Genomic DNA, 23,828 nt, shown 5'->3' with positions numbered 1-23,828 from the left:
TCCTTCCGTCCCACCCGGGACAGGACAAAAGATGGGATTCATTCCGGTTATATAACGATCCGGGGAGGGAATTTCTTGCGGAGTGGGAGCAGAGAGAAAAGAGAGTGATCATTAAGAAAGGGAGTTTTTAGCTGGTTTTTGTTGTGGTATGAATGATAGAAATGTTATAATTCTACATATAATGCTTGGAAAAGTATTGATATATAGTCAATTTATTGGCACATGATACATGGAGGATGAGGGATAATGGATATTATTCAAGAACACTTTGACAGCTCATCGTTTCAGGAACGTACTGTTCTATATTTGACGAATGCTATTGAGATTGTTATGCAATATGTTCGAGCTGAACATGTATATATAAAAGTGGATGTTGCTTTTGTCAGTTCTGACGGATTGGTTGTTTATTCATATAATAATGGCAGTGAAGTAAACCAATATCTTGTTTTTCCTGATGGAACTCCTCATTTTATTTATTCACCGGGAGGACAAAATCCTGATAATTATCCTCTTTTGAAAGATGCAAGAAAAGAAGATATCAATAGGGTTTTCAGAATGTGGGAAGAGAAAGAATCAGAATATGATCCACGTACTATGCTAAGCAATGTTGAATATATAGGTCAATTTGAGAATGGCGACAAAGCGTATGCAGTTGCTATCGGCTATAACGGAGGAATATCGAATAAAGAGGTTTTCCAATATGTATTTAAATCATTGATGCGTACTACTCGGTCTAGGATAAAGAAAAAAGAATTAAACACGATCGAAGATGTAGAAGCAAAAAAAATCAGTTCGGCAACAGTAATGAAAAATGCGGCCATAAGTCTTCTTTCAAGCAGGTTTTATGGCGTGGAAAAAGATCCCCGAAAAGATGAATTGTATGAAGCTTTATGTTTGCTTTCTTCTGCGCCATACGAAAAAAGTCAAAATAAAGGCAGGCTGGGTATCGCGACACAAACAGTAATGCAAAGCGATGCCATGATCCGTTTTACCAATCCGATTGAAATTAACAAGGCAAACGTTAGAGTCATTCGTAAGCTACTTGAATTGAGTGATAGACGGAATACAATCCTCATAGCAGAAAAAGGGGAAGTGGTTGGTGTATATTCGGTTCCTGACAGTAAGGGGAAGTATTCCGGAACAGGGGTCATATTCAGGGGTTATGGGAAGTGGGATTTATTTTCTGATAAAAATGGTTCCATTATGTCATTTGATTCAGTTATGATAAATATAACAAATCAGTCTCTTGGTCGAAGGATCAAAAAAGGGTTTGAATTGGCGGGCATAAAGAAGTATAACGAAAAAAAGGTCTTCGAAATTGTCGAGCAGGCAAAGAAACAATCTCATGGAACCACCATTATTGTTTCTGATCATGCAGCTAGTGAGTGCGAAAGATTAATAAACGCAAATCGAGCAGTCGGCATAGATCCGATTGCTGTAGATGAAAAAACAATTCTTTCTTTATCTGCGATAGATGGAGCGATGATTATTGATACGGACGGGATTTGCCATGCAATAGGAGCTATTCTTGATGGAGCGACAGTTAATCAAGGAACGATAGCAAGGGGAGCTCGATACAATTCTGCTATTACTTATATTGATTATTGGGCATCTAAACAAAGCAATAATAAGATAAGAGCAGTTGCTATAATCGTTTCTTCTGATGACACAGTGGATGTATATCCATTTGACCCAAAAGAAAAATGATAGGGAACTTATTTGTATGACAATAAAAACGAGTATTATGGATATTGTTTCTCGACTTAAAATCGAAGAGGATAGTGTGAAACGATTCTATGAAACAGCGGTTAATGCTGTTATAGAAGAGTATGCTAAAGTTCTTGCAATTGATAGTCTTAATGAGATAATCATTACAGATCGTTTGACTGAAAGTATAAAAGTATATCAGTATGAACATGAATTAATTGAAGAAGTTACGGAGAATGAATTTGGAATTGTTTTTGGTAAAACAATTTGTGATATAAAGACTAATAAACAAACAGTTTTTTTAGATGCTTATGAAATGTTGGGTTTGATGGACAATGATTCTTTGAATCGACTATATCAAGACAATGAAGAACAGAAAAGGGAAGCGTTTGTACACCGTGATCATCTTATAAATTTGTTGATTCATGAATTATCACATGTTGAGTATAATAGCCAGATTATAACGGAGATAGAGTTTCCTAAAAAGAATTCTTTTGATTTATATCATGAAGGATTGGCTAAAATCATGTTTGAGGAATACTATGCATGTAGGAGAGCTTCAGAAGTTAGTATTCCTTTTTATGATAAATCATTGAAGAAGATAATAGTGGATATAGAAATAAAAGTTGAAAAACTAGTGCAAAAGCTTAGAAGAAATGAACTGAAAGCAGTTGAATTCATTAAGTGCTTTCAAGAGTATCTACAACTATCCCTTAAGTATTTATGCTATTTGTTGGGGGATGTTGTATCGAATAAGAATGTCAATAATGAGTTGAAAGACACAAATATACAAGTTGTTATTGAATGTATAAACAGAGAATTTGATGATTTATATAAATCAGCGCGTGCATCCTGCAAAGTGATCATTCCATTATCCATTCAAGAATGTGTGTTTAAATACTACAAAATGTTTGGGGTGTATTTTTTTACTGATGAATATGGAATACGTATAAAGTATCTTGATAATAGATAAGGCATATAGATTGTGAGTGCAATCTAAGAATAAGTGGAGGGGAAAATGTCTAAACAAAAACAAGAAATAATAGTTATGGCTAAGAGAATGTTCAAACATGCTTGTGCATTCATGGATTGCACATACTTTTGTCATACAGAGATTAAGGGTTCTGGTTTTAATATGACTCAATTTTTAGGAATACCTGATATTGTCCTATCATGTTTCAGTTGCGAGGTATATCTAAAATCTCTACTTCTTTTGCAGGGTGAATCAATTGATGATGTCCGAAAGATGAAACATCATATCCAAAGCTTATGGGATAGATACGAACAGGTTGATCCCGTATCCGCACAGAGCTTTTTGCACATTTTTGAAGAATTTGGTTCAAAATCATATTTTGATGAAGCTATTATGATCATAGATAATAATTTTCAAGATGTAAGGTATCTCTATGAAGATGTTGAAGGGAATACAAAATCAAACAGAACGTTTTTGCTATACTTTTGTCGATGTCTACGAGAATTTTGCTGTTACAAAATACATGGATGTAGCTGGGATGATTTTGTGAAAGCTGGGTGCAATTGGTAAAACGATAGTCGTATAAAGTGCTTTAACAAAAGGGAATTTTGCTCATAATAAAATGAAGTGACAGGGGACGGTTTTGTGTTTCCTGTTTAAATGTTTTTTATTATTGTAATGAAGCCGGGGCCAAGTAATTACCTATACTGTCTGAGATATAAGTCTCAGCGATGTTCCTTTGGAATGTAATATAAACGGTATCACCGAGATTAACAGAAGTCCAATATGATTCATCAACTCTGTAGGTTCGAGTAATATCGCCATCTGAAACGGTCAGGGTATTGATTTGCGATTGCTTTCCCTGCCTTTCATCTGATGAAATCGGATCTGTGGGCCAGTAAGGATTCTGGTCATCTCCGGATGATGTTATCTGGCGTGCGTACTGCCAGCTCTTAGTGGTGTAGTAATACTTTGTTTCATAATGTGGTACTTCGACATATACTGGTTGCTGTACTGTTTCGGTATAATACTCTGTAGTGTAGACGGGACGTTCATGCGGTACTTCTGTGAAGGTACCATTGCTGTTATCTTCATAAGTATAATATATTTCATTGTGATCAAACACCTGAGTGGAACGTTGAACTTCTGCCTCTTCATAGTGATCAAAAACACTATCATAGGAATATATTTCTTCTCTTTGATCCGTCAGCGTCGCACCATCAGGAAGTACCCAACCAGAACCGGGTGTATCTGTGGATTTTTCGACATCAATCGTCCTATCCCAATGAAAACCAGTGATCTGGCCGGTAAAGATGTCCAGATCAGGATTTGGAATCATAGCGCCAACAAACATGCCGGCGTCGAGTGCGCCGATGTTTCTGCTGTCATAGGCTTTGTTGCGATGGTCGTCCAGGACGAAGAATTGGCCTTCAGGAACGGTATAGGGACCGAACTGATTCGATTCGCCCGTTCGGTATTCATTGTTGATGTATGGCTCATCATATTTCTCATCATTAACAAAAAGGTATCCATCCTGCAGGACAATGGTATCTCCAGGGAATCCGACAATTCTATCCACATGGATGTTTTTGCGATGTACAGGATAGTAAACAGCAACGATGTCGAATCGTTGGAGTTCAGAAAAATCTTTACACTCAAAGAATAATTCAGTATCGACAGGGAAAGTGTCATCCATGGTTTCGGTATCCAGGCAAACACAAAACCTTGCGGCCTCTTTAGATCGGATAAGTGGAACAGGTTTATTATCGAGATATATTTTATCGTCGATATATTTATATTGGGTCGTTGTTTCGTCATCAGTATCAACAGACATGGTAATTTGATTAGCGGTAGCAGTATATGTTCCCTGACCTACACCGCCATGAGTGTTGGAAACCAGCATGGTATTATCTTCGTGAAAAACGACGTAAGAGTCATAATCTTCATAATCGTATTTCCATGTGCCATAGAGGAAAGAAAGATCTATAGGTTTTGGAGTGCCACAATTACCGCAGAAAGAATCATCATTTTTTTCACCACAGCCAGGACATATCCATACATCATGCTCCTGACCACAGTTTGTACAGAAATTGGCTGTGTTTGGTTTGCCACAGTTTGAGCAGATCCATTCTTCTGCATATGCTGCTGTAATGCATAGGATAAGTATAAGGGAAACAGATAAAAAGAAGCTTTTCCTTTTCATATTGCCATTTCCTTTCAGAGTGTCCTAACTGGAATGATTATAACATACGATACTATTTATTAAAGCATATAGGGAAAAATAAGGTGCCAAAGCTTGAACGATAGGATGGCTTTTCCGTGCTCTTCATGGCAGAAAGGAGAGTACGGAAATGAATGAAAACAACAGAATGGTTCCCAATCTATCGGAATTTCATGTGCTGTGTTGGATGTCGCCTGGTCGGCGACCAAATTATCCCCGTTCTGTTATATGATATGGCCGTGGCCGGGGACTGCGGAAAGGAAAGAAGGAGGGATCGTTCAGATGGCAACACTACTTGATCGCGCAATTGAATTCGCAATGGTGAAGCATGCCGGACAGGTGAGGAAGGGGACTTCAATTCCCTATTTCACTCATGTCATGGAAGCCATGGAGATCGTCTCCCGTATGACGGAAGACGAGGAACTCCGTGCGGCGGCTGTTCTGCACGATACCCTGGAAGATACAAAGACAACAAAAGAAGAACTGGTCGAAGCTTTCGGCCAGCGTGTAGCGGACCTTGTGGCAGCGGAAAGTGAGGACAAACGGAAAGACCGGCCTGAAGGTGAAACCTGGCTGATTCGGAAAACAGAAACCATAGAACATCTCCGGAAGGCGGATACGGAAATCAGGATGCTTGCTCTGGGTGACAAGCTTTCCAATATCCGAGCGATGACCCGGGATTATAAGGTTATCGGTGAGAAACTGTGGCAGAAGTTCAATGAAAAAAATCCGGTAATGCAGGGCATGTATTATGGCGAGCTGGCCAATGCCTTTGGTGAGGATGAAACTCTGCGCGAGACACCGGAATACAGGGAATACGTAGAGTTATACACGGCGCTGTTCGGTAAAACATAAATTTGAACCGATCCTGCATTCGGATGGAAGGAAATATGAATGATGAGGGCAGGCTCTGGTAATACCGAGGCCTTTTTTCGAAAATGGCTTTAGGTTGTTTTTGTGTTGTGGAGAAAGTATGGTGGATGATATAATTCTATAAATAAATGTCACGAAAAAGATTGTTTAATAAGCGGATATCATAGAAATACAACTGGGAATATATGTATGGGACTTGTTGTTATAGGTTTAGGAATGGGACTGGATTCTAGGGGAAAATGATTGAAAAACTAGGCTGTAATATAAGCAAAAAGGAGTGCTGAAAATGAGCTGGTTTGCTTTAAAGCATGCAAAGACTATCGTATATATTCCGACGGATGAATATAATCATTATGTTAAACAGTTTATGGAAAAGCAGCATTGGACAACAGATGACAAAATCAGTTCATATATTGTTGGGACACGTCAAAATAAAGAAAAAAATAAAAATGATGAACAAATCATATACGATCTGGAGAAAGCGTGGAGACAGGATAGAGTTCAATTTCAAAAAGATTATTCTTTCGATTATCGTGAGTCTGATATCAAAAATCATATCTATGAATTAATCAAGTCGTTTTGTGAAATTAATCCGCCGTTCAGGGTGATGGTTTCTAGCAATAAGGGATTAATTGAACCTCTGTTCGATGCTTATGATTTGATAAATGGAAATAGGTTTTTTATTCGGGAAAGATACGAGTATGAAGGCAAAAAACCAACAGATAGATATTATGAGATTAATGTCGATGATATACAATCCATTAAAGGATGCTTGACATCTTTTTCTATTGAATTCAAAAGTGGAAAAACATATGTGTTGAAAACAAATTATGATGGGAAATGTGTGCAAGCATCTATAACTATCAAAACAACAACGGTTCAGAAACATGAAGGTAAAAAGCCTAATCTCTCAGTGCATTGCGAGCCTATACAGCCACTGGTACAAAACGCTGAAAAAACTCTTAATAAGGAATCTTATGGCTCAGTTCAAAGTGTGGAAGGAATTAAGAATAAGTTTGATAATTTGATTAAGCGGATGCATGAGATAGAGACAGATTATGAAAAATATGCTGAGGTTGAAAATCCTTTTGTTGATTTTGGGAACTATGGAGATAAATGGGCAGCTCTAGCAAAAGAAGCAAGGTCACAATTGATTGCAATAAAGATGTACATAAATAGTGATAATCAACAATCGAAAAGCAATGAACCGTTGGGATTCGAATCAGTATATAAGCTGCGGGATATCCGAAATGCTTTGGTTTTATTTACCGATTACACAGATAGTATGAGAATGCTTATGTTGCATTTGGATCAAAAGGCTCATGGCAAAACTTATAGTATTGATGATTACCTAAAAGAGTTGGAATCAACTATTGCCAAAAGAAAGCGAGCTGTTTCTGCATATAATAATATTGATTATGTACTTCCGAATAAACCAATTAAGAAAACTATAGCCAAATCAAATACGACTGGATTGAGTGATGAGCCTCTAGAGTATTTTGTTAGGAATGATGAGAAGTCTATCCATCAAGATAATAAGGCTAATACATCGGTTGGATCAACAAAGGCAGCTTCCAAAGATAATTCATTAAGGAGATTTTTGCTTATAGCTGTGTTGATTGTTGTTTTATTCAATGCTATAGCTTTTATTTCTGGAAAGAAAACATATACAGGAACATCACAAAAAATATATGCCACATCTTATGAGGGATATGATTATCTTTTGATCTTCAATTCATCTTCTACAATGTCTGTTTGTCAATATAGAGAAGATCCTAAAACAGTTAGTGGTTTTTATGGTAAGAGGACATATTATAATTATGATGCAATCTGTTACAATCGTATTGGACCGATAAGTATTTGCCCGCAATTATCCCTTTTTTTCTGGAATAATATCATTATAGGTCAAAACGATACAGCTGCAAAAATACATTTTACTGCGTTCAGAAATGATTTCCTTGAATGTAAGAGTGATGCTGTATCCGGTTCTTTTAATGAAGTAATTATCGATCATGGATATGGAATAGATTTAGGGAAATTACACTTTACTGAAATTACTGATTATGCAGAAAAAAAGTACGCAGTAAGTGTTTGGAATGCATTTAATGAATATGCAGAGAAAGTATCTTGAAATGTATACGAGTACGCTTCCTAGTGAAGCATATGCGGGGTATCTGGAAGAAGCACTGGATGACGTGCTGGGGGAGTGGAGAAAATGGAAAGAGCTAGTATTCAACTTCCTGATTGGGAACATGCTGTATTAAACGGCAAGCTAATCGATTCTGAAGAGGCTGAACATATCCTTATTAAGGGGCCGTTATCGATTCCCGCCAGTTCATTTTGTCTGTTTGATAATCTCAAAAGTGTTGAGATTGCAGATGATGTATTAGGCATAGAAAAGTATTCATTTAGATATTGTCAATCACTTAAAACTATACAGTTTGGGAAAGGCATTCAATTTATTGAAGGGGGGTCTTTTTGCGGTTGTCATTTGATGGAAACACTTACAATTCCGGGCAATGTTCAGGTAATAGGAGAAAGTGCGTTTAAAGAGTTATCTTCTCTGAAATCACTGCATATTGAGGAGGGTGTACAGACGATTGACTGGTACGCGTTTTCGCAATGTGGAGAACTGGAAAATGTTGTGTTACCAAAGGAAAGTATAAAGAAGGTTGGTGGATTTACATTCTCTGATTCAAAATGGATCAAGAATCATCCAGATGATTTTGTGATTGTTGGTGATACTTTTATCCGGTATTGTGGCGGGGATACAGATCATCTCAAGATACCTGATAGTGTCAGAGAAGTAGCGGCAGGATCGTTAGGTTATTTTACAACAATCAAGGAGATTGATTTCGGAAAGAATGTTAAACGGATAGCTGGTCATATATTTCATGGTGACACTGGATTAAAACGTATTGTCTTGCCCGAAGGACTTGAAGAAATTGGATCGTGGGCTTTTGGGGGCTGCTATGGCCTTAGGAATGTTACAGTTCCCGATTCAGTGCTTAGAGTTGGATCAAACGCTTTTCGTCCAGAACAATTTGCTGATTGTCCGGCGCGCGGGTGTGTTTATGTCGGCAGAGCACTTATGAGTTTTATCGGGGATTCGAAGAAGGTTGTTATTAGAGAGGGAACCTATTCGATAAGCTTTCAGGCTTTTTACCGAAAAAACAAGTTGGAATTAGTTGTGTTATCTGATTCAATAAGGGAAATAAAAGGAGCGTTTGATTCATGTACACACCTGTCCACAGTGGTGATTCCGCACGGGGTACCTTCCTCTTGTTTGAAAGATTTCTCGCAAATGAAGAATATCAAGTTTATCACCTATCATGGATCTGAAGCAGATGAGTACGCAAAAGAGAAAGCGATAGCTGTTGAGTATGTTGATGAGAATATGACGTGGGAAGATGTGATCCGGAAATGTTGAAAACGGCAGAGTTTTGTAAAAAAATGATAGAGATTAATCCGGGTGCGGAGAAGTATATTTAATTGTGTTGCCAGAAGGTGGTAATGTAGAATGGACCGGATAGATGCAAGGAAGCTGCTAGAGGAACAATTTGCTCGTAGTCTTGCTCTGGACAAATATAAGTTGATAATGTATACGGTAAAGACCATCGATTTATCAAAAGATTATGGGTTTCAAAAGACATTTAATGCTTTCTATAGAATTAGGAGAAATACAGAATGGCGTGAATGCTTTTATGGATTGTTTGAATGTGCAAAGAAGAATCATTTTTCTTTCGAGGAAGTGATTAATAAATTATATGCTGAAACCGGGAACGTGGAGGCTTCTTTTACTTCCAAGATGATAGCAACTATAGATCCAGACAAACCAATCTGGGATCAATATGTCCTTCATAATCTTGGCCTAGAATTGAAAGGGAAAACTTCACAGGAACGGATCAAAAATGCTGTTGTCATTTATTACCGGATCGAGAATTGGTTTGATAATTATTTGCAGACAGATGAAGCGTATGAGAATATAGCTGAGTTTGATCGTTGGTTTCCGAATTATACATGGTTATCATCAGTAAAAAAGATTGATTATCTTCTGTGGAGTAAACGATGATTTTACATATTGTATATGATATTGGGTTTGATAACGGTATAAAGATTGATAGATCCGTATATTATTATAGTGATATGTATGAAAAGAAGATGACACTGTAATAGTTAGCTGATATTATATATACATTAAACTCGTGCTATATCCATATATTGTGAGAAAATGGAGGCTAGAGAGATGCCGCATAGTCAGTATAACGAAGCAACAAGAGTGCAGATGCCAGCAATGGTGCATCTGACTAGATTGGGGTATCGTTACTTCGGTAAAATATATGAGGATATGGCGGGAGTGGTATATGATCCAGATACCAATATTCTTATAAATGAATTTTGCAACAAGTTTGATGAACTTAATCCTGAACATTCGGGTGAAGGGTTGAGCGTATTACGTCAAATACGTCAGGAATTGGATAATGACGATATAGGTGAAAGTTTTTATAAGCGTTTACATTCAGTTTCCCCTGTAAAGCTGATTGATTTTGAACATTTAGAAAAGAATAGCTTTTGTTTCACAGGCGAATTCACATGCCGAAGAGATGAGGATGAGTTCCGCCCGGATATAACCTTATTTATTAATGGCTTGCCATTGGTTTTTATTGAAGTGAAGAAGCCGAATAATATTGGTGGAATGGTTGCGGAAGCAGAGAGAATGAATCGTCAACGTTTCCCCAATAAAAAATTCAGGCGATTTATTAATATTACTCAATTAATGATCTTCTCTAATAATATGGAATATGATGCTATGGGTGGAATCGTTCCATTGCAGGGTGTTTTCTATTGTACAGCATCAAAGAAATATGCTCCTTTTAATTGCTTCAGGGAGGAAAATCCACTGAATCACCCAGTTGCACCATATCATAATGACTATCCGTATCTTCCGATTGATCCGATAGTGGAGAAAAAAATACTGGAGGAATTTAACTGTCAAGTCATACACACTGCATCGGAGTATCAGACTAATTTGAATATAAATACTCCGACAAATAGAGCCCTTACATCAATGTGTAGCCCTAAACGTCTTCTTTTTATTTTGAAATATGCATTTGCGTATTATCATAAAACCAGAGAAAAAGAGGATGGAACGATTGAACGCATTGATCAAAAACATATTATGCGTTATCAACAGATGTTTGCTGCACTTAAAGTCCGAGAAAAAATATCTCAAGGTGTAACGTCTGGCGTAATATGGCATACGCAGGGTAGCGGGAAAACTGCGTTGTCATATCATTTAAACTATGTACTAACGGATTATTATGCCTCAACAAAAAAGGTGGCAAAGTTCTATTTCATTGTTGACCGCTTGGATTTGTTAAAACAAGCAAGAGAAGAGTTTGAGGCAAGAGGTCTTATTGTAAAAACAGCCAATTCCAGAGATGAATTAATGAACCAGTTCCGTGAGAATCAATCACTGGAAGGAAATACTGGAGCAAATGAGATAACTGTTGTCAATATACAACGTTTTAAGGAGGATAATGAAAAGATCACATTACCGCCCTATGCCACAAATCTTCAGCGCATTTTGATTATCGACGAAGCTCATCGTGGATATCGGCCGGAAGGCTCGTTTTTAATGAATCTAGTAAATGCGGATAGAAATGCTGTTAAGTTGGCATTAACTGGTACTCCTTTGCTGAAAGAAGAACGAGAATCTTGGCGTGTCTTTGGTACTTATATACATACGTATTATTATGATAAATCAGTTCAAGATGGGTATACGTTGAAAATAATAAGGGAAGATATAGAAACGTCATATCGTGAAAAATTGGAGCAGATTTATCATTCGCTGGAAACTTTGGTTCAGAAAAAAGAAATCAAGAAAGCTCAAATTATCGAGCATGATAATTATATAGATGAACTATTGCGTTATGTTATTACGGATCTGAATAAGTTCCGTACAATACGTGGTGATAATTCGTTGGGTGGAATGATTATCTGTGAGACAAGCGAACAGGCAAGAAAACTATTCGCGCATTTTGATGGAATTCAGATGGAATTGAATCAGGATGCTTCTAATCCTAGTCATCTTAAAGCAGGTTTGATTCTTTATGATAGTGACGATAAGGAAATCCGTGGACAAATAATCGATGATTTTAAGATCAATAATACTATCGATATTCTGATTGTTTTCAACATGCTTTTGACAGGGTTTGATGCACCAAGACTAAAGCGGTTGTACTTTGGTCGTAAGCTTAAGGATCATAATTTGCTGCAGGCTATTACTCGGGTAAATCGGCCATATGGTAAAGATATGCGGTATGGTTATATTATAGATTTTGCAGATATAAAGCAGAATTTCGAGGAGACAAACGCTGCATATTTAGCCGAATTGAATAAATATAATGATCCAAATGAGGTTGGCCATGGCAATGAAATAAGTATTGTCACTCAGGTTTTGGAAGATCGAAATGCATTGAAAAACAGAATCCAGGAAGCACGACAGATATTGTTTGATTATTCTCTGGATAATGCTGAGGTTTTTAATACGGAGATCTCAACGATTGAGGATAAACAGAAATTGCTGGATCTGCGTAAAGCATTGGTTGAAGTCCGAGATTGCTTTAATATGATAAGAACCTTTGGTGATAAGGAACTTATAGATTCATTCTCGGGTTATCAAATTGAAAATATCAAGGACTATATTTCAAATGTGCAGTTGCGCATTAAGAGTGTTAATCAGCGAGAAGCGATTGAGCGTGGCGACGAGATTGCTGGCATGCTTAATGAAGCAATGCAGGATATTGAGTTTAATTTTAGCAAAATCGGTGAGGAAGAGTTGAGAATTGTTGCTGGAGGGGAGGAACTACAGAACAAGTTCCAGGCAGTCACCAGGAAGTTCGCTGAAAATGTGGATCCTGAGGATCCTGTATTTATAACACTTAAGGAAGCATATTTGGAACGGTTCAAAGAGCATGGTTTTCAGCCGGCAAATATAGATGAATATAATGATTATTCCAGATTCTTTGATGAAGTGTTAAGAAAACTAGAAGATATTCAGACAAAGAATAATGCACTTATGCGACGTTATAATCATGATGCGAAGTTTGTTCGGGTTCATAAGCGGATCAGAGAGGAGAATGCGAGAAGACAAGTGGAGAGAACAAAACCGATTGTTTCTCTCTATGATGAGTCCATTGTTCAGGCTTTGATGAAGATTAAAAACAGCGTGGATCAAAAAGTATATGATCGAAATGATATCCTGAAAAAGGATGCGTATTTCGAACAGACTGTTATGACAGAAATTAAAAGTCAAATGGATCAAATGGGAATGGCATCCTCCAGGGAAGATCGGACATTCATTCAAGGTAGGATAACGAAACAGTATTTAAATCAATATAATGAAACGTATTTGGTTTCATGATAATTGAAGAACAAAGTATAAGGAGAAATCATAATGGATATTAAACAGCAAACGATGGATCTGATCGATAATCTGAAAGCGATTTGTCATAATTATGGTCTTGGTAATGATGGCAATGAATATAAAGTTATTGTTCAGGTGTTTTTGTATAAATTTTTGAATGATAAATTTGGCTATGAGTTAAAAAAGATAAGCCCAGTGATTGCATCTGCGAAGAAGTGGGATGAGGCATATACAGCAATGCCTGAGGATGAAAGAATGGATCTACTGGATTCATTGTCTCCGGATGTGCTTCGCTTGAATCCAGAACATTTGATTTCTTTCCTCTGGAATCAACAGCAAAAAGGCGATTTTGATGTGATTTTTGATAGCACCATGGTGGACATAGCTGATAAAAACATTAGTATTTTTTCAACACAGACAGCCAACAACACAAAAATCCCGTTGTTTGAAAAATTAACAAATTATGTAACTGATGATTCTCAACGAGCACAATTTGCCAGAGCGTTGGTAGATAAGTTGGCAAAATTCTCTTTTGAGGATGCATTTGGTGAAAGCTATGATTTCTTTGCAACAGTTTTTGAATATTTGATTAAGGATTACAATACCAATGGTGGTGGTGTATATGCAGAGTATTACACACCTCATTTTATTGCTGTCATCATGGCTAAACTACTGGTGGGTAAGGATACTGATTTGCATAATATCGAGTGCTACGACCCGGCAGCTGGTACTGGTACGTTATTGATGGCAATTGGTCATCAGGTGGGTGAAGATAAGTGTACGATTTTTGCACAAGATCGTTCACAAAAGAGCAATAAGATGCTTAAGTTGAATCTGATCCTAAATGGATTGGTGTCGTCATTGGACCATGCGATTCAAGGGGATACATTGACGAATCCATATCATATGAGTGATGATGGAACAAACTTACGTCAATTCGATTACGTTGTTTGCAATCCGCCGTTTAAGCTTGATTTTTCTGAAACACGGGAGAGCTTGGCAGCTATGGGGACTCGGTTTTGGGCAGGAGTGCCTTCTGTTCCAGGTAAGAAGAAAGAAAGCATGGCTATATATACCTGCTTTGTACAACATTTTATCAATTCCATTAAAAGCACGGGAAAAGGTGCAATTGTGGTACCGACAGGATTCTTGACCGCGAAGAATGGTATCGAGAAAAAAATCAGGGAGTATTTGGTGGAGAAGAAAATGCTGATGGGTGTGGTTTCCATGCCTAGCAATATTTTTGCTAACACTGGAACGAATGTGTCAGTAGTTTTTGTTGATAAAGCAAACAAGTATGATGATGTTGTTCTGATGGATGCATCTAAATTGGGCGAGATAGTGAAAGAAGGAAAGAATCAGAAAACGGTATTGCGGCAGGAAGAGATTGATCAGATCATTGAGACGTTTATCAATCGGGAAATGAAAGATGACTTCTCTGTGTTGGTATCTTATGATGCGTTAAAAGAGAAGGGATGTTCCTTCTCTGCTGGTCAGTACTTTGAAGTGAAGATTGAGTATGTGGATATAACGGAAGAAGAGTTCATAAAGCAGATGGATGGGTATATGACCTCGCTGTCTGAGAGGTTCCGCGAAGGCGCGGAGCTGGAAAAGAGGATCCTGGAACAGATGGGAGGGCTGAAGTTTTGATTGAGTTGCGAAAGCTTTCTGATGTAGCTGACTTGACGGTAGGCTATGTCGGAACGATGGGGAAAGAGTATTCATCTCAAGGAGTTTTATTTCTTCGCTCTTTAAATATCAAACCTTTTGGATTTGATTTGAATGATATAAAATACATTCCGTCTGATTTTCATATGAAGTTGAATAAATCAGCGCTCAAAACAAATGATGTTGTAATTGTTAGAACAGGTGTTCCTGGTACTTGTGCTGTGATTCCTCCAGAATTGGATGGCAGTAATTGTGCTGATTTGGTAATCGTTAGGCCTCATATGGAGAAAATAGATCCTTATTACTTATGTGCGTTTATTAATTCTTGGGGTCGCTCACAGGTGTCAAATGTAAAAGTGGGCGCTATTCAAAAACATTTCAATGTAACGTCAGCGGAAGAAATGTTAATTCCAATGTTAAATCTAAATGAACAGAAAAAAATAGCGAGTTTTTTGCGGAACCTTAATGATAAGATTTATCAAAATAATGGTATTTGTGCTGATCTTGAAGCAATGACGAAGCTGCTTTATGACTACTGGTTTGTCCAGTTTGATTTTCCAGATGAGAACGGTAAACCCTATAAATCCTCCGGCGGGAAGATGGTGTGGAACAATGAACTGAAGCGGGAGATTCCGGAAGGGTGGGAAGTCGACAAGTTTGATGATTTGGTTGATGTTGCCCCGAAACTTAAGGCAATAATGGCACCTGATTATCAGGAAAAAGGTGAATACCCTATTATTGACCAAGCGAGCAACCTTATTACTGGGTATACGGATGATAAACAGTATCTATTTTCAAATGAAACAGGTTGTGTGGTTTTTGGTGACGTAACAACTCATTTTAAATTCATCAACTTTCCTTTTGCAAAAGGAACAGACGGAACCAAAATAATCAGAGCAAAAAACGAACGAATACCAGCACTGTTGCTATATCATTTGATTAAAAATTGTCGTCTTCCAAATGTTGGTTTTGCACGACATTACATGTTTCTAAGAGAAGTGAAAGTGTTGGTTCCACCAAAGTCTCTTTGCTTAGAATATGAGTGCAAAACACGATGGCTTATGGAGGCGTGGAGGTTGAATATCGAGGAAAATCAGCAACTCGTTTCTCTCCGTGATTTCCTGCTACCGATGCTGATAAATGGTCAGGTTAAAGTTTCTGTTGCTGAATGAGGTGCTGCTATGAGTAATATAGATGAGAAATGGCTTTGGGGAATTCATACTTACGATGACAATTTGTTTTTGAACGAAGGCGTTATTGCGATAGGTTGGAAGGAATTCGGAGATATTTCGCGCTTTCCTGCGGATCGTGAGGCGATCAAGAAGGAATATGCTTTGACTTATCCTAATGATCCTAAGGGTAGCATTCCGACTTGCGCTGGAATGCTTTATCGATTTTGTTTTGAAGTGAAGGATGGAGACTATGTAGTCTATCCTTCTAAGATTGACCGGATGATCAATATCGGGATTGTTCAAGGCTCATATTTTTACGATTCGGCAGAAGACGTGTATCCTCAAAAGCATAATATTAAGTGGATCAAAAAGTTGCCTCGTACTGCGTTTTCACAAGGTGCTTTATATGAGGTAGGTTCCGCATTAGCTTTCTTTACTGTGAAGAATTATGCAGATGAATTTATTGCAGCATTAGATAATGATTTTGTGAAAAAGAACAAATCTGAAAAAATAGATCCAACTGTAGGTGCAACGGCAGAGGAGATTATTCAGAGCACAAGGGATTTTATTCTTAAAGAGTTGAGCAGCAAATTAAAAGGGTATGATTTGGAAGATTTCATAGCAGATTTATTGAATGCAATGGGATATAGGACAAGTGTATCTCAGCATGGTGGAGATAGCGGAATTGATATTATTGCATATAAAGATGAATTGCCACCTCGTATTGCTGTACAGGTAAAAAGCCAAGATAGTGATATAAAGGAAACCACGATTCAATCTCTGAAAGGCGCAATGATGCCCGGAGATTATGGCTTGTTTGTTACGCTGTCGAATTATACAAAAAATGCCCAGGTGTTTTTAAAAGCGAATCCGATAATTCGTGGAATCAATGGCGTCGAATTGGTAGATCTTATTTTGAAGTATTACGATCAGCTCAGTGAAAAGTATCAGAAGATCATTCCGTTGAAGAAGGTATATATTCCGGTTTCAAGTAATAATGATTGAATTTGTATGGATTCGATGCGAGGAACTCATATGAATAATCCTATACACGAAGTTGAAGATTATCTGGGCAATAAATATGCTCGGTTGAAAGATATGTGTCAGCATTATGGTATTCAGCCCCATGTATATTGCCATAGAATAAAACGTGGATGGACGCAAGAGGAAGCTCTGACTGGAGAAAAAAAACATGTATGTTATGATCATGAAGGAAAGGAATACAATTCTCCGAGGTCCATGTGTGATGCCTATAATATCTCGAAAGATCTATTCCAAAGTAGACTCAGAAAGGGATGGACTCTAGAAGAGGCGTTGACAGGAAAGAAGAAGCCTGGAGTACTGGATCATTTAGGGAACCATTTCTCTTCACGACCAGAGATGTGCGAAAAATATGGAGTTAAATACAATGCTTTTAGGGCAAGGCTCTTTCATGGATGGACACTTGAGGAAGCACTGACAGGAAAAAAGAACATCATAGACCATGAAGGAAATAGATATAATACGGTTAAAGAAATGTGTCGAGCTTACAATATATCTCGGACTGGATTTCGCGCCAAACTAAAAGCGGGATTAACAATAAAAGAAGCATTGACGAAAAAAGGAAGAAACCGAGTGAATGACCATATGGGAAATAGCTTCGCAACGTATAAGGATATGAGTCAAAGCTATGGTATTAAATACAGTACTTTTTTATCAAGAATATCTAGAGGATGGACATTGGAGAAAGCATTGACAAAAAAACTCAAATAGAAATACCTAAATAACGACATCTTGCATATCAAAAACATGAGAACTTAAGCTTCGTAGAAAGTTATAAGGATCGATTCCAAGTGGATCGATCCTTTTTTATTGCCACAATATGTCACTTATTGTCTGTAGACTCTTTGTATGCACAAATCTACACTTTTGTATAAGAGGTGACAAGATGGATATCATTCGTGTTTTTGGTAGTAATGTCAGATATTACAGAGAACAAAAGGGCTTATCTCAGGAGAAACTGGCAGAGATGAGTGGCCTCCACAGGACTTATATAAGTGATCTTGAACGTTTTCAACGAAGCATATCTTTATCCAATGTTCAGAAAATAGCAGATGCGTTGGAAGTGGAGACGCATGTTTTATTTATTGAAAAGTGAGTATCCAAATTGACTTTCTGCATATAAAGCAGGGAGGTATATAATGGCTGATGGTGTAGAAGTATTCAAAGAGCAATTTCCTTCTCTGGAATCATATTGGAGATCCATTATCCTCTTCGGGAGGAATGTCGCGTCATATAAATTTGCCCTTGCAAAATCATTGCTTGAGATTGCACAGACAGGGAAGACGAGTATTTCGTTACGGGAATTGGCGGAGCCGTATTCTCGTCATTTGCGGGAACATGTGGCAAGAGCACCAAAACAAGCAACTAGTCAATCAAGTCGTTTTATTCAGGCATGTAAAGATTTTAATGATGGCAGCATTTCTTATGATACGATGATTGATACAACGGTTTCTCTTGGATTCAACAATGTGATAGATGCCTTTCATGTAGTTGGGCAGAAGGAGATCCCTATTTCTTTTTATGAGAAGGATTATCAATCTGGATACAAACGTATTATTCTGACGGACGAAGTATATAAACTGCTTGAAACGCCTTATCCGGAGAATTTCACAGAAGAAGCGGAGTCTCGTTGGAATCTGGTGGAAACGGCCTGGGAACTGGGTGTATCTAGGAATCTGTTGAATGTGAAGTATGATGAACAATCCCAATTGTTTTTTGTTGATCCAAGTTTCAGACGGAAAGATGTGACATCTGCCAGGTCTGCTCTGAATGGATATCAGAAAGGGAAATGCTTCTATTGCTTTGATGATATAACGGTTTCAGATGACAGTGATAATACTTGTGATGTGGATCATTTCTTCCCGCATACATTGCAGCAATTTATGCCGGATATTAATCTTGACGGTGTATGGAATTTGGTGCTGGCTTGTCCAGATTGTAACAGGGGATTAATGGGAAAATTCGCATTAGTACCTGCCACGCGATATCTGGAGCGGCTTCATAGACGAAATGAGTTCTTGATAAGCAGTCACCATCCACTTCGAGAAACGATTATACAACAAACAGGGAATACTGAAACTGAACGGGCAGCTTTTCTAAGAATGGTGGATCAGAGAGCAATAGATTATCTTGTTCATCGATGGGCAACTCCAGAGAAGGCTCTGGCGACTTTTTAAATATATGCATAAAGAGATTAATCAGCGTTTATGCATTCATGGATGATGCTTATTTATACCTATTGTGGATATACTCAAAAAAGGTCTGTTAGTTATCAGGGTTCATAAAGAGGTTGAGTGTGCCTCTTTGTGAATAATCAGATTGTTTGTTTTTTGCCATGTTTCTAAGAGCCATACCTATAGTATGACACATTTTTAAGTGATCTGGGCCAGATAGATTTGCCAGGTGTGTGAGAGCTACTTGACCACGAGTATCCAACTTTTTCCATAATTGTTCAGACAAAACCAAGTTCTCAGAATATAAAGGAATCATCATATTAAAGAAAAAAAGGGTTTTATCGAGGGATGAGGACATCGTTTGTTGGAAGAAATCTCGGTAATATATCTCTTCGTTTTCCAAACAACTTATAATAATATATGAATTTTGCTCTTCGGGTAGGATTGTAATGGACAATCTGTGCATTTTATTGTTTGTATCAATTTTTTTTATTCTTTGTCCATTTAGGTCGTAATCAAATCCTACGTATGCATAACAAGCTATACCAATTTTATATGGAATGCATATGGTTTTAGTGTATATACCATTATGTGTTCCTGCCAATAATTCTGTATCATAGTGTTTTTTGACAGAATCCATCTCTTCTATTCGCATGCATTGAGTACGATATACGGAAACTAATTGTTTGGTTGAAAAGGTTTGAGGTCTTATAGCAAAATTTCGCCTCATTTGCTCGATAAGAAAAAATTGCTTGGAATATTCAAAAATAAAGGCTTTATAGGCATAGATAAATGCCATTTCTTTGCTTGTGGAATCAAAGGATGGTGCATCTGATTCTATTGGTTTAAAAACTATAGTGTCATGATAATCACAGAAGCAGCTTTGAACTGTGGCAAGATTTTTTCCTTTTCTATTAAATGGAATTATAGGAATGGGGGATGTATTTGGTGTGTTAAGTAATTTAACCTCTTTTGTATGGTCTTGTATCATAACATGATGATCTGGACCGCTAAGCAAAGATAATATTTTATTGTTTTGTAGAGCGTGGGCATCTTTTATTTTTCCTTTGCATTCTGCTTTATTTGGATGAAGACAACAATGATAATTTTTTAATTCTTTACGTAATTGTTCAAGAATTCTTATTTCAATTGGCTTATTAGAATCCTTTGATGGGGCGTCTTGTTTTCCTTTGCAACATTCTATGTATTGTTTTCCAGAACCACAAGGACATAACTCGTCATCATGGATATAAAGTTGTTCCTTAGGAATAGAGTATTCTTTATTGATTTGAGCAATGATTCTTGTATCTTCTATACCATGGGAACACATATTATCACCCTTCTTTTATCTGTATAATTATTTCTTTTTCTATGAAAAAATAGATATTATTATTGCAGATAATATAATGTGATGAAGCGCAGAATAGTAGATGAGTTAATGATTGATAAAGTAGATGTATTGATTGTGATTACATAGACATTTTTGATTAAGATTCGATAACTTCCTCAAGGAGTATTTTCTTTTCAAAGCCACCGCGCTTATTTGCTTTAGCACGTCGTATTTCTTCGACTTCTTCAAGTGAACTTCCTCGTGCAAGTGCTACAGCTTTCATAACTTCCAGTAGATCAGCAAGCTCCTCCATGGATTTGTCTTCCTGATATTCTGCTAATTCCTCATTTAACTTGGCATCCAGCATATTCAGATACTCTTCTTCGGAGAGTATGGAATATGTACATGATTTACCTGTCTGTTCAATAATCTCTGGAATCTTATCTCTTACTAGCTTATTGTATATGATCTTTTTCATCACGATCACTCTCCGTGCATTATATTTCTTAAGGGTATGTCGATTGGGCATATACCATATTATAATAAAAAATAATTATGATAAAGATATATTGATCGTATTAGTTGCTTCTCTATACTATTTTGAAATGATGTTTGAAGGTTTTATTTTCATGCTTTTAATTTCTGAAGATAAATGTTCAATCAATTCTAGCAAGTTTGACACATCGGGCCTTGTAAATTCTGGAATAGTGTCATCAATATGCGTTCCTTTGTTTAATAATCTCCACATACTGTCTTTTGTTAGTAAATCCAGATCGTTATTTATGCTTGTCAACCCTTGACACTGTTTACTAACAAAAGCCTTTAAAGCAGTTAGGGCATTGAATAAATCTGGAGATGAATTCATTTTGCGTAGTTTTACAGAGAAACCATCTTTACAGTAGGGGGATAGTTTTTTCCATAACAAACCTGTTATACATTCAACTGCTTGACGACATTTTGCTGCACAATCCTTTAATTCATTGTTGTTGAATTTTTCTCGAGCTGTTAGCAAGGGAATATATGGATCCTGATACTTAATTACTATTCCTCTTTCAGCTAGTGTATCGGCAGGCAAGAACATATATCTTTCCATGTTGTTTGGGTTTTGAACTTTTTCTTCTAATACAGAAACGAAATATTCACCATGGCAAGTCAGGATCATTTGCATATCTTTGAAGTCTTCATTTTCCATTAATAGTTTGGCGACTCCTCCTCTATGATCATCATCTATTGAATTGACAATATCATCAAAGATTAAGAAAGGGGTCTTTTCTTGTACAGCTTTAGCTAATAGGATGGCGAGCCCTAAAATACGCACGTGCCCTTCACTCAATAACAACATGGCATCCTGTTCTGTACCATCCTGCATTTTTATAATCATCTTATCATCAGAGGTTATAGGTAAAGTAAGTTGACTTAATAATTCAAATTCTGCATCTCCATAGTTCATTTCGTTATAATACTCCATGACTTTTTGAGATAAATTATGAGCTATTGCAGCAGGTAAAGAGTCAGTATATAATTGAAGTTTATTAACAATCGCATTATAGGCAGTAACGATATTTGTATTAAACTCAATTACTTTCTTTTCTTGCTCAGACGATTTGATTAATGCTTCCAGTGCATTCTTGCTTGTTTTTAATTTGTTATTCCATTCACTAATATTTTTTTCTTTGGCACGTATATCAGCATCAATTGTATCTATGGAATTAAGAATATCTTGCAGTTGCTTGATTTCAGCATTATATTTTTCATTATTGGCTTTTGCTTTAGAGTTGTAATCATCAATAGTAGATGACATGTTATCTGAATAAAGGATTTGATTCATTGTATCTATGGTTGTATTGAGCTCTTTGACAATATTTGTTTGTTGAGCAAAATCTTCATTCGTTACCATGCATGATAATAATGTTGTTAAATTCATGCCGGAAAATAAAAGTAAATAATCATTTATTTTTTCTTTTATATTATTCAAGCATTGATTTGCTTTTTTTGCATTGCTTACGATTTCACTTTTTGCTTTTTCAATTTGCTTTAAGCTCTGGATGGATTCTTTTGCATGTTCAAATGGATTGGTTTTGACTTGGTCAAGGGGGGTATGACAAGCAGGGCATTCGTTTTCTTTCCATGTGGATTGTAAAGAGACCAGGGAATTATAGAGAGCGAGTAAATTCACGGATTCAGTTTCTTGTAGTATAATACTTTGATTATCTATTATTAGTTTAGTGGATATTAAATATTGTTTTGTATGTTGTTTAAGTTCACTTATTGTAGTCAAACTAATATATGGTTTTTTTTCTTTTTCGGCTTTTTTATATAATATGGATATTTTTCCAATTTCAGGATCTGATAAATACGTTCTGGCAGAATTGGCATCTTTAACATCAGGATTACCAATAGCTTCAAGTTGATGGACAAGGTTGGCTTTTATGGTGGTTAAGGTATTTGTTTCTGTTTTAATTGAATTATCAAGAAAAGTGATCTCATTATTCAACTCTACAATACTATTTGGAGTTGTAGAGTTAAGTTGAATATATCGACTATCGAGTGAATTGGTAAAGCCGGAAATAAAACCTTGAAATTCCGACAATCCAAACAACGCAGCAATACGATCAATCTGTGCTTTAGCACTTGTTGCTCCAATGTGAGAAAAGGCATCAATGCGATTCTTTTCAACAAATGCGAATCTATACAATGCTAAATTGGGCAAAAAATCTCTTTCGATATTATCATTATATAGACATTTAAGAATAGGCTTTTTGACTTTTTTTAAGCCTGCATGCAATATATACTTATCAAGTGGTATATGTCTAGCAGATGCTTCTTCTATTGTTCCTAACACACCATATTCAAGAGCTTCACAAAAGCTTGTTTTCCCAGAACCATTTGCGCCATGAAAGAAAGTATATTGTTTATCAAAATTAAAAACAACTTGTGTGCTAAATCCTCGGAATTGTTCTACGGTTAATGATGTCAGTTTTATAGGGAAAAGGGGTGTTTGATCAAATGCTTCAACTTTGGGTTCATCACATAATGTAACACAATTTAGATTATGAATGTATTGGGCTAACAATTTTGCTCTAGCACCTTGTTGGGTTCCAACTTTAGCAATATCTTCAAAATGCTTAATAATAATGTTAATGATTGTTTTTTCGTATGGCGTAAAGTTGAAAAATGATTGTTTTGTTAACCAGTTATTGAATTCGTGTTTAGCATACTCAAACATGCTTTACCTCCTAA

Annotated in this window: 18 protein-coding genes; 14 read left to right on the top strand and 4 right to left on the bottom strand. The window is 36.8% G+C overall.

Going from position 1 to position 23,828, the window contains the following annotated elements:
* The first annotated feature begins 246 nt into the window (after positions 1-246).
* The 3 genes from JYE49_RS09640 to JYE49_RS09630 are packed head-to-tail and all read left to right on the top strand — an operon-like array spanning position 247 to position 3,250.
* Positions 247-1,707, top strand: a complete 1,461-nt coding sequence (locus tag JYE49_RS09640) for a diadenylate cyclase (RefSeq protein ID WP_093958090.1) — start codon at positions 247-249, stop codon at positions 1,705-1,707.
* The gene (locus JYE49_RS09635) at positions 1,664-2,680 is read left to right on the top strand and encodes a hypothetical protein (protein ID WP_304582736.1); all 1,017 of its coding nucleotides are present in this window, start codon (positions 1,664-1,666) and stop codon (positions 2,678-2,680) included. Before JYE49_RS09640 ends, JYE49_RS09635 begins: the two co-directional genes overlap by 44 nt.
* 45 nt (positions 2,681-2,725) lie before the next feature.
* Positions 2,726-3,250: a hypothetical protein gene (locus JYE49_RS09630; RefSeq protein WP_093958092.1), complete on the top strand. Its 525-nt coding sequence runs from the start codon at positions 2,726-2,728 to the stop codon at positions 3,248-3,250.
* A 100-nt stretch (positions 3,251-3,350) separates the two neighbouring features.
* On the opposite strand, the gene lepB is transcribed toward JYE49_RS09630, so the two are convergent.
* Positions 3,351-4,883 (bottom strand): signal peptidase I, encoded by a 1,533-nt coding sequence (gene lepB / locus JYE49_RS09625; protein ID WP_093958093.1) that lies wholly within the window; start codon positions 4,881-4,883, stop codon positions 3,351-3,353.
* A gap of 300 nt (positions 4,884-5,183) precedes the next feature.
* Here lepB and JYE49_RS09620 point away from each other — a divergent pair, with 300 nt between their 5' ends.
* The 11 genes from JYE49_RS09620 (at position 5,184) to JYE49_RS09570 (ending at position 19,261) form a co-directional block, all read left to right on the top strand.
* Positions 5,184-5,756, top strand: a complete 573-nt coding sequence (locus JYE49_RS09620) for an HD domain-containing protein (RefSeq protein ID WP_093958094.1) — start codon at positions 5,184-5,186, stop codon at positions 5,754-5,756.
* Positions 5,757-6,060: 304 nt separating this feature from the next.
* Positions 6,061-7,905 carry a hypothetical protein gene (locus JYE49_RS09615; RefSeq protein WP_093958095.1) on the top strand — a complete coding sequence of 615 codons (1,845 nt, stop codon included), beginning with the start codon at positions 6,061-6,063 and terminating at the stop codon, positions 7,903-7,905.
* An 84-nt stretch (positions 7,906-7,989) separates the two neighbouring features.
* Positions 7,990-9,204, top strand: a complete 1,215-nt coding sequence (locus tag JYE49_RS09610; protein WP_093958096.1) for a leucine-rich repeat domain-containing protein — start codon at positions 7,990-7,992, stop codon at positions 9,202-9,204.
* Between the two features lie 90 nt (positions 9,205-9,294).
* On the top strand, positions 9,295-9,846 hold the full coding sequence (locus tag JYE49_RS09605) for a hypothetical protein (RefSeq protein ID WP_093958097.1): 552 nt from the start codon (positions 9,295-9,297) through the stop codon (positions 9,844-9,846).
* A gap of 174 nt (positions 9,847-10,020) precedes the next feature.
* Positions 10,021-13,200 carry a type I restriction endonuclease gene (locus JYE49_RS09600; protein ID WP_093958098.1) on the top strand — a complete coding sequence of 1,060 codons (3,180 nt, stop codon included), beginning with the start codon at positions 10,021-10,023 and terminating at the stop codon, positions 13,198-13,200.
* Between the two features lie 33 nt (positions 13,201-13,233).
* Positions 13,234-14,853, top strand: coding sequence for an HsdM family class I SAM-dependent methyltransferase (locus tag JYE49_RS09595; protein ID WP_283399445.1), 1,620 nt, complete (start codon positions 13,234-13,236; stop codon positions 14,851-14,853).
* Positions 14,850-16,043 (top strand): restriction endonuclease subunit S domain-containing protein, encoded by a 1,194-nt coding sequence (locus JYE49_RS09590; RefSeq protein WP_093958100.1) that lies wholly within the window; start codon positions 14,850-14,852, stop codon positions 16,041-16,043. Before JYE49_RS09595 ends, JYE49_RS09590 begins: the two co-directional genes overlap by 4 nt.
* Positions 16,044-16,052: 9 nt before the next feature.
* The gene (locus JYE49_RS09585) at positions 16,053-17,048 is read left to right on the top strand and encodes a restriction endonuclease (RefSeq protein ID WP_093958101.1); all 996 of its coding nucleotides are present in this window, start codon (positions 16,053-16,055) and stop codon (positions 17,046-17,048) included.
* A gap of 30 nt (positions 17,049-17,078) precedes the next feature.
* Complete coding sequence (locus tag JYE49_RS09580) at positions 17,079-17,795, top strand: hypothetical protein (RefSeq protein ID WP_093958102.1); 717 nt, start codon at positions 17,079-17,081, stop codon at positions 17,793-17,795.
* Between the two features lie 175 nt (positions 17,796-17,970).
* Positions 17,971-18,180 carry a helix-turn-helix domain-containing protein gene (locus JYE49_RS09575; protein ID WP_093958103.1) on the top strand — a complete coding sequence of 70 codons (210 nt, stop codon included), beginning with the start codon at positions 17,971-17,973 and terminating at the stop codon, positions 18,178-18,180.
* Between the two features lie 43 nt (positions 18,181-18,223).
* A complete protein-coding gene (locus JYE49_RS09570; protein ID WP_093958104.1) occupies positions 18,224-19,261 on the top strand; it encodes an HNH endonuclease family protein in 1,038 nt (345 codons plus the stop codon).
* 88 nt (positions 19,262-19,349) lie between these two features.
* Here the strand turns inward: JYE49_RS09570 and JYE49_RS09565 are convergent, their stop codons facing one another.
* The 3 genes from JYE49_RS09565 to JYE49_RS09555 form a co-directional block, all read right to left on the bottom strand.
* The gene (locus JYE49_RS09565) at positions 19,350-20,588 is read right to left on the bottom strand and encodes a YchJ family protein (RefSeq protein ID WP_093958105.1); all 1,239 of its coding nucleotides are present in this window, start codon (positions 20,586-20,588) and stop codon (positions 19,350-19,352) included.
* Positions 20,589-20,745: 157 nt separating this feature from the next.
* The gene (locus tag JYE49_RS09560; protein WP_093958106.1) at positions 20,746-21,066 is read right to left on the bottom strand and encodes a nucleoside triphosphate pyrophosphohydrolase; all 321 of its coding nucleotides are present in this window, start codon (positions 21,064-21,066) and stop codon (positions 20,746-20,748) included.
* Positions 21,067-21,183: 117 nt separating this feature from the next.
* The gene (locus tag JYE49_RS09555; RefSeq protein WP_093958107.1) at positions 21,184-23,814 is read right to left on the bottom strand and encodes an AAA family ATPase; all 2,631 of its coding nucleotides are present in this window, start codon (positions 23,812-23,814) and stop codon (positions 21,184-21,186) included.
* Positions 23,815-23,828 lie beyond the last annotated feature (14 nt).

It is taken from the genome of Aristaeella hokkaidonensis, from assembly GCF_018128945.1.
GTDB classification, from domain to species: Bacteria; Bacillota; Clostridia; order Christensenellales; family Aristaeellaceae; genus Aristaeella; species Aristaeella hokkaidonensis.
This window is presented reverse-complemented; position numbering and strand designations above follow the sequence as displayed.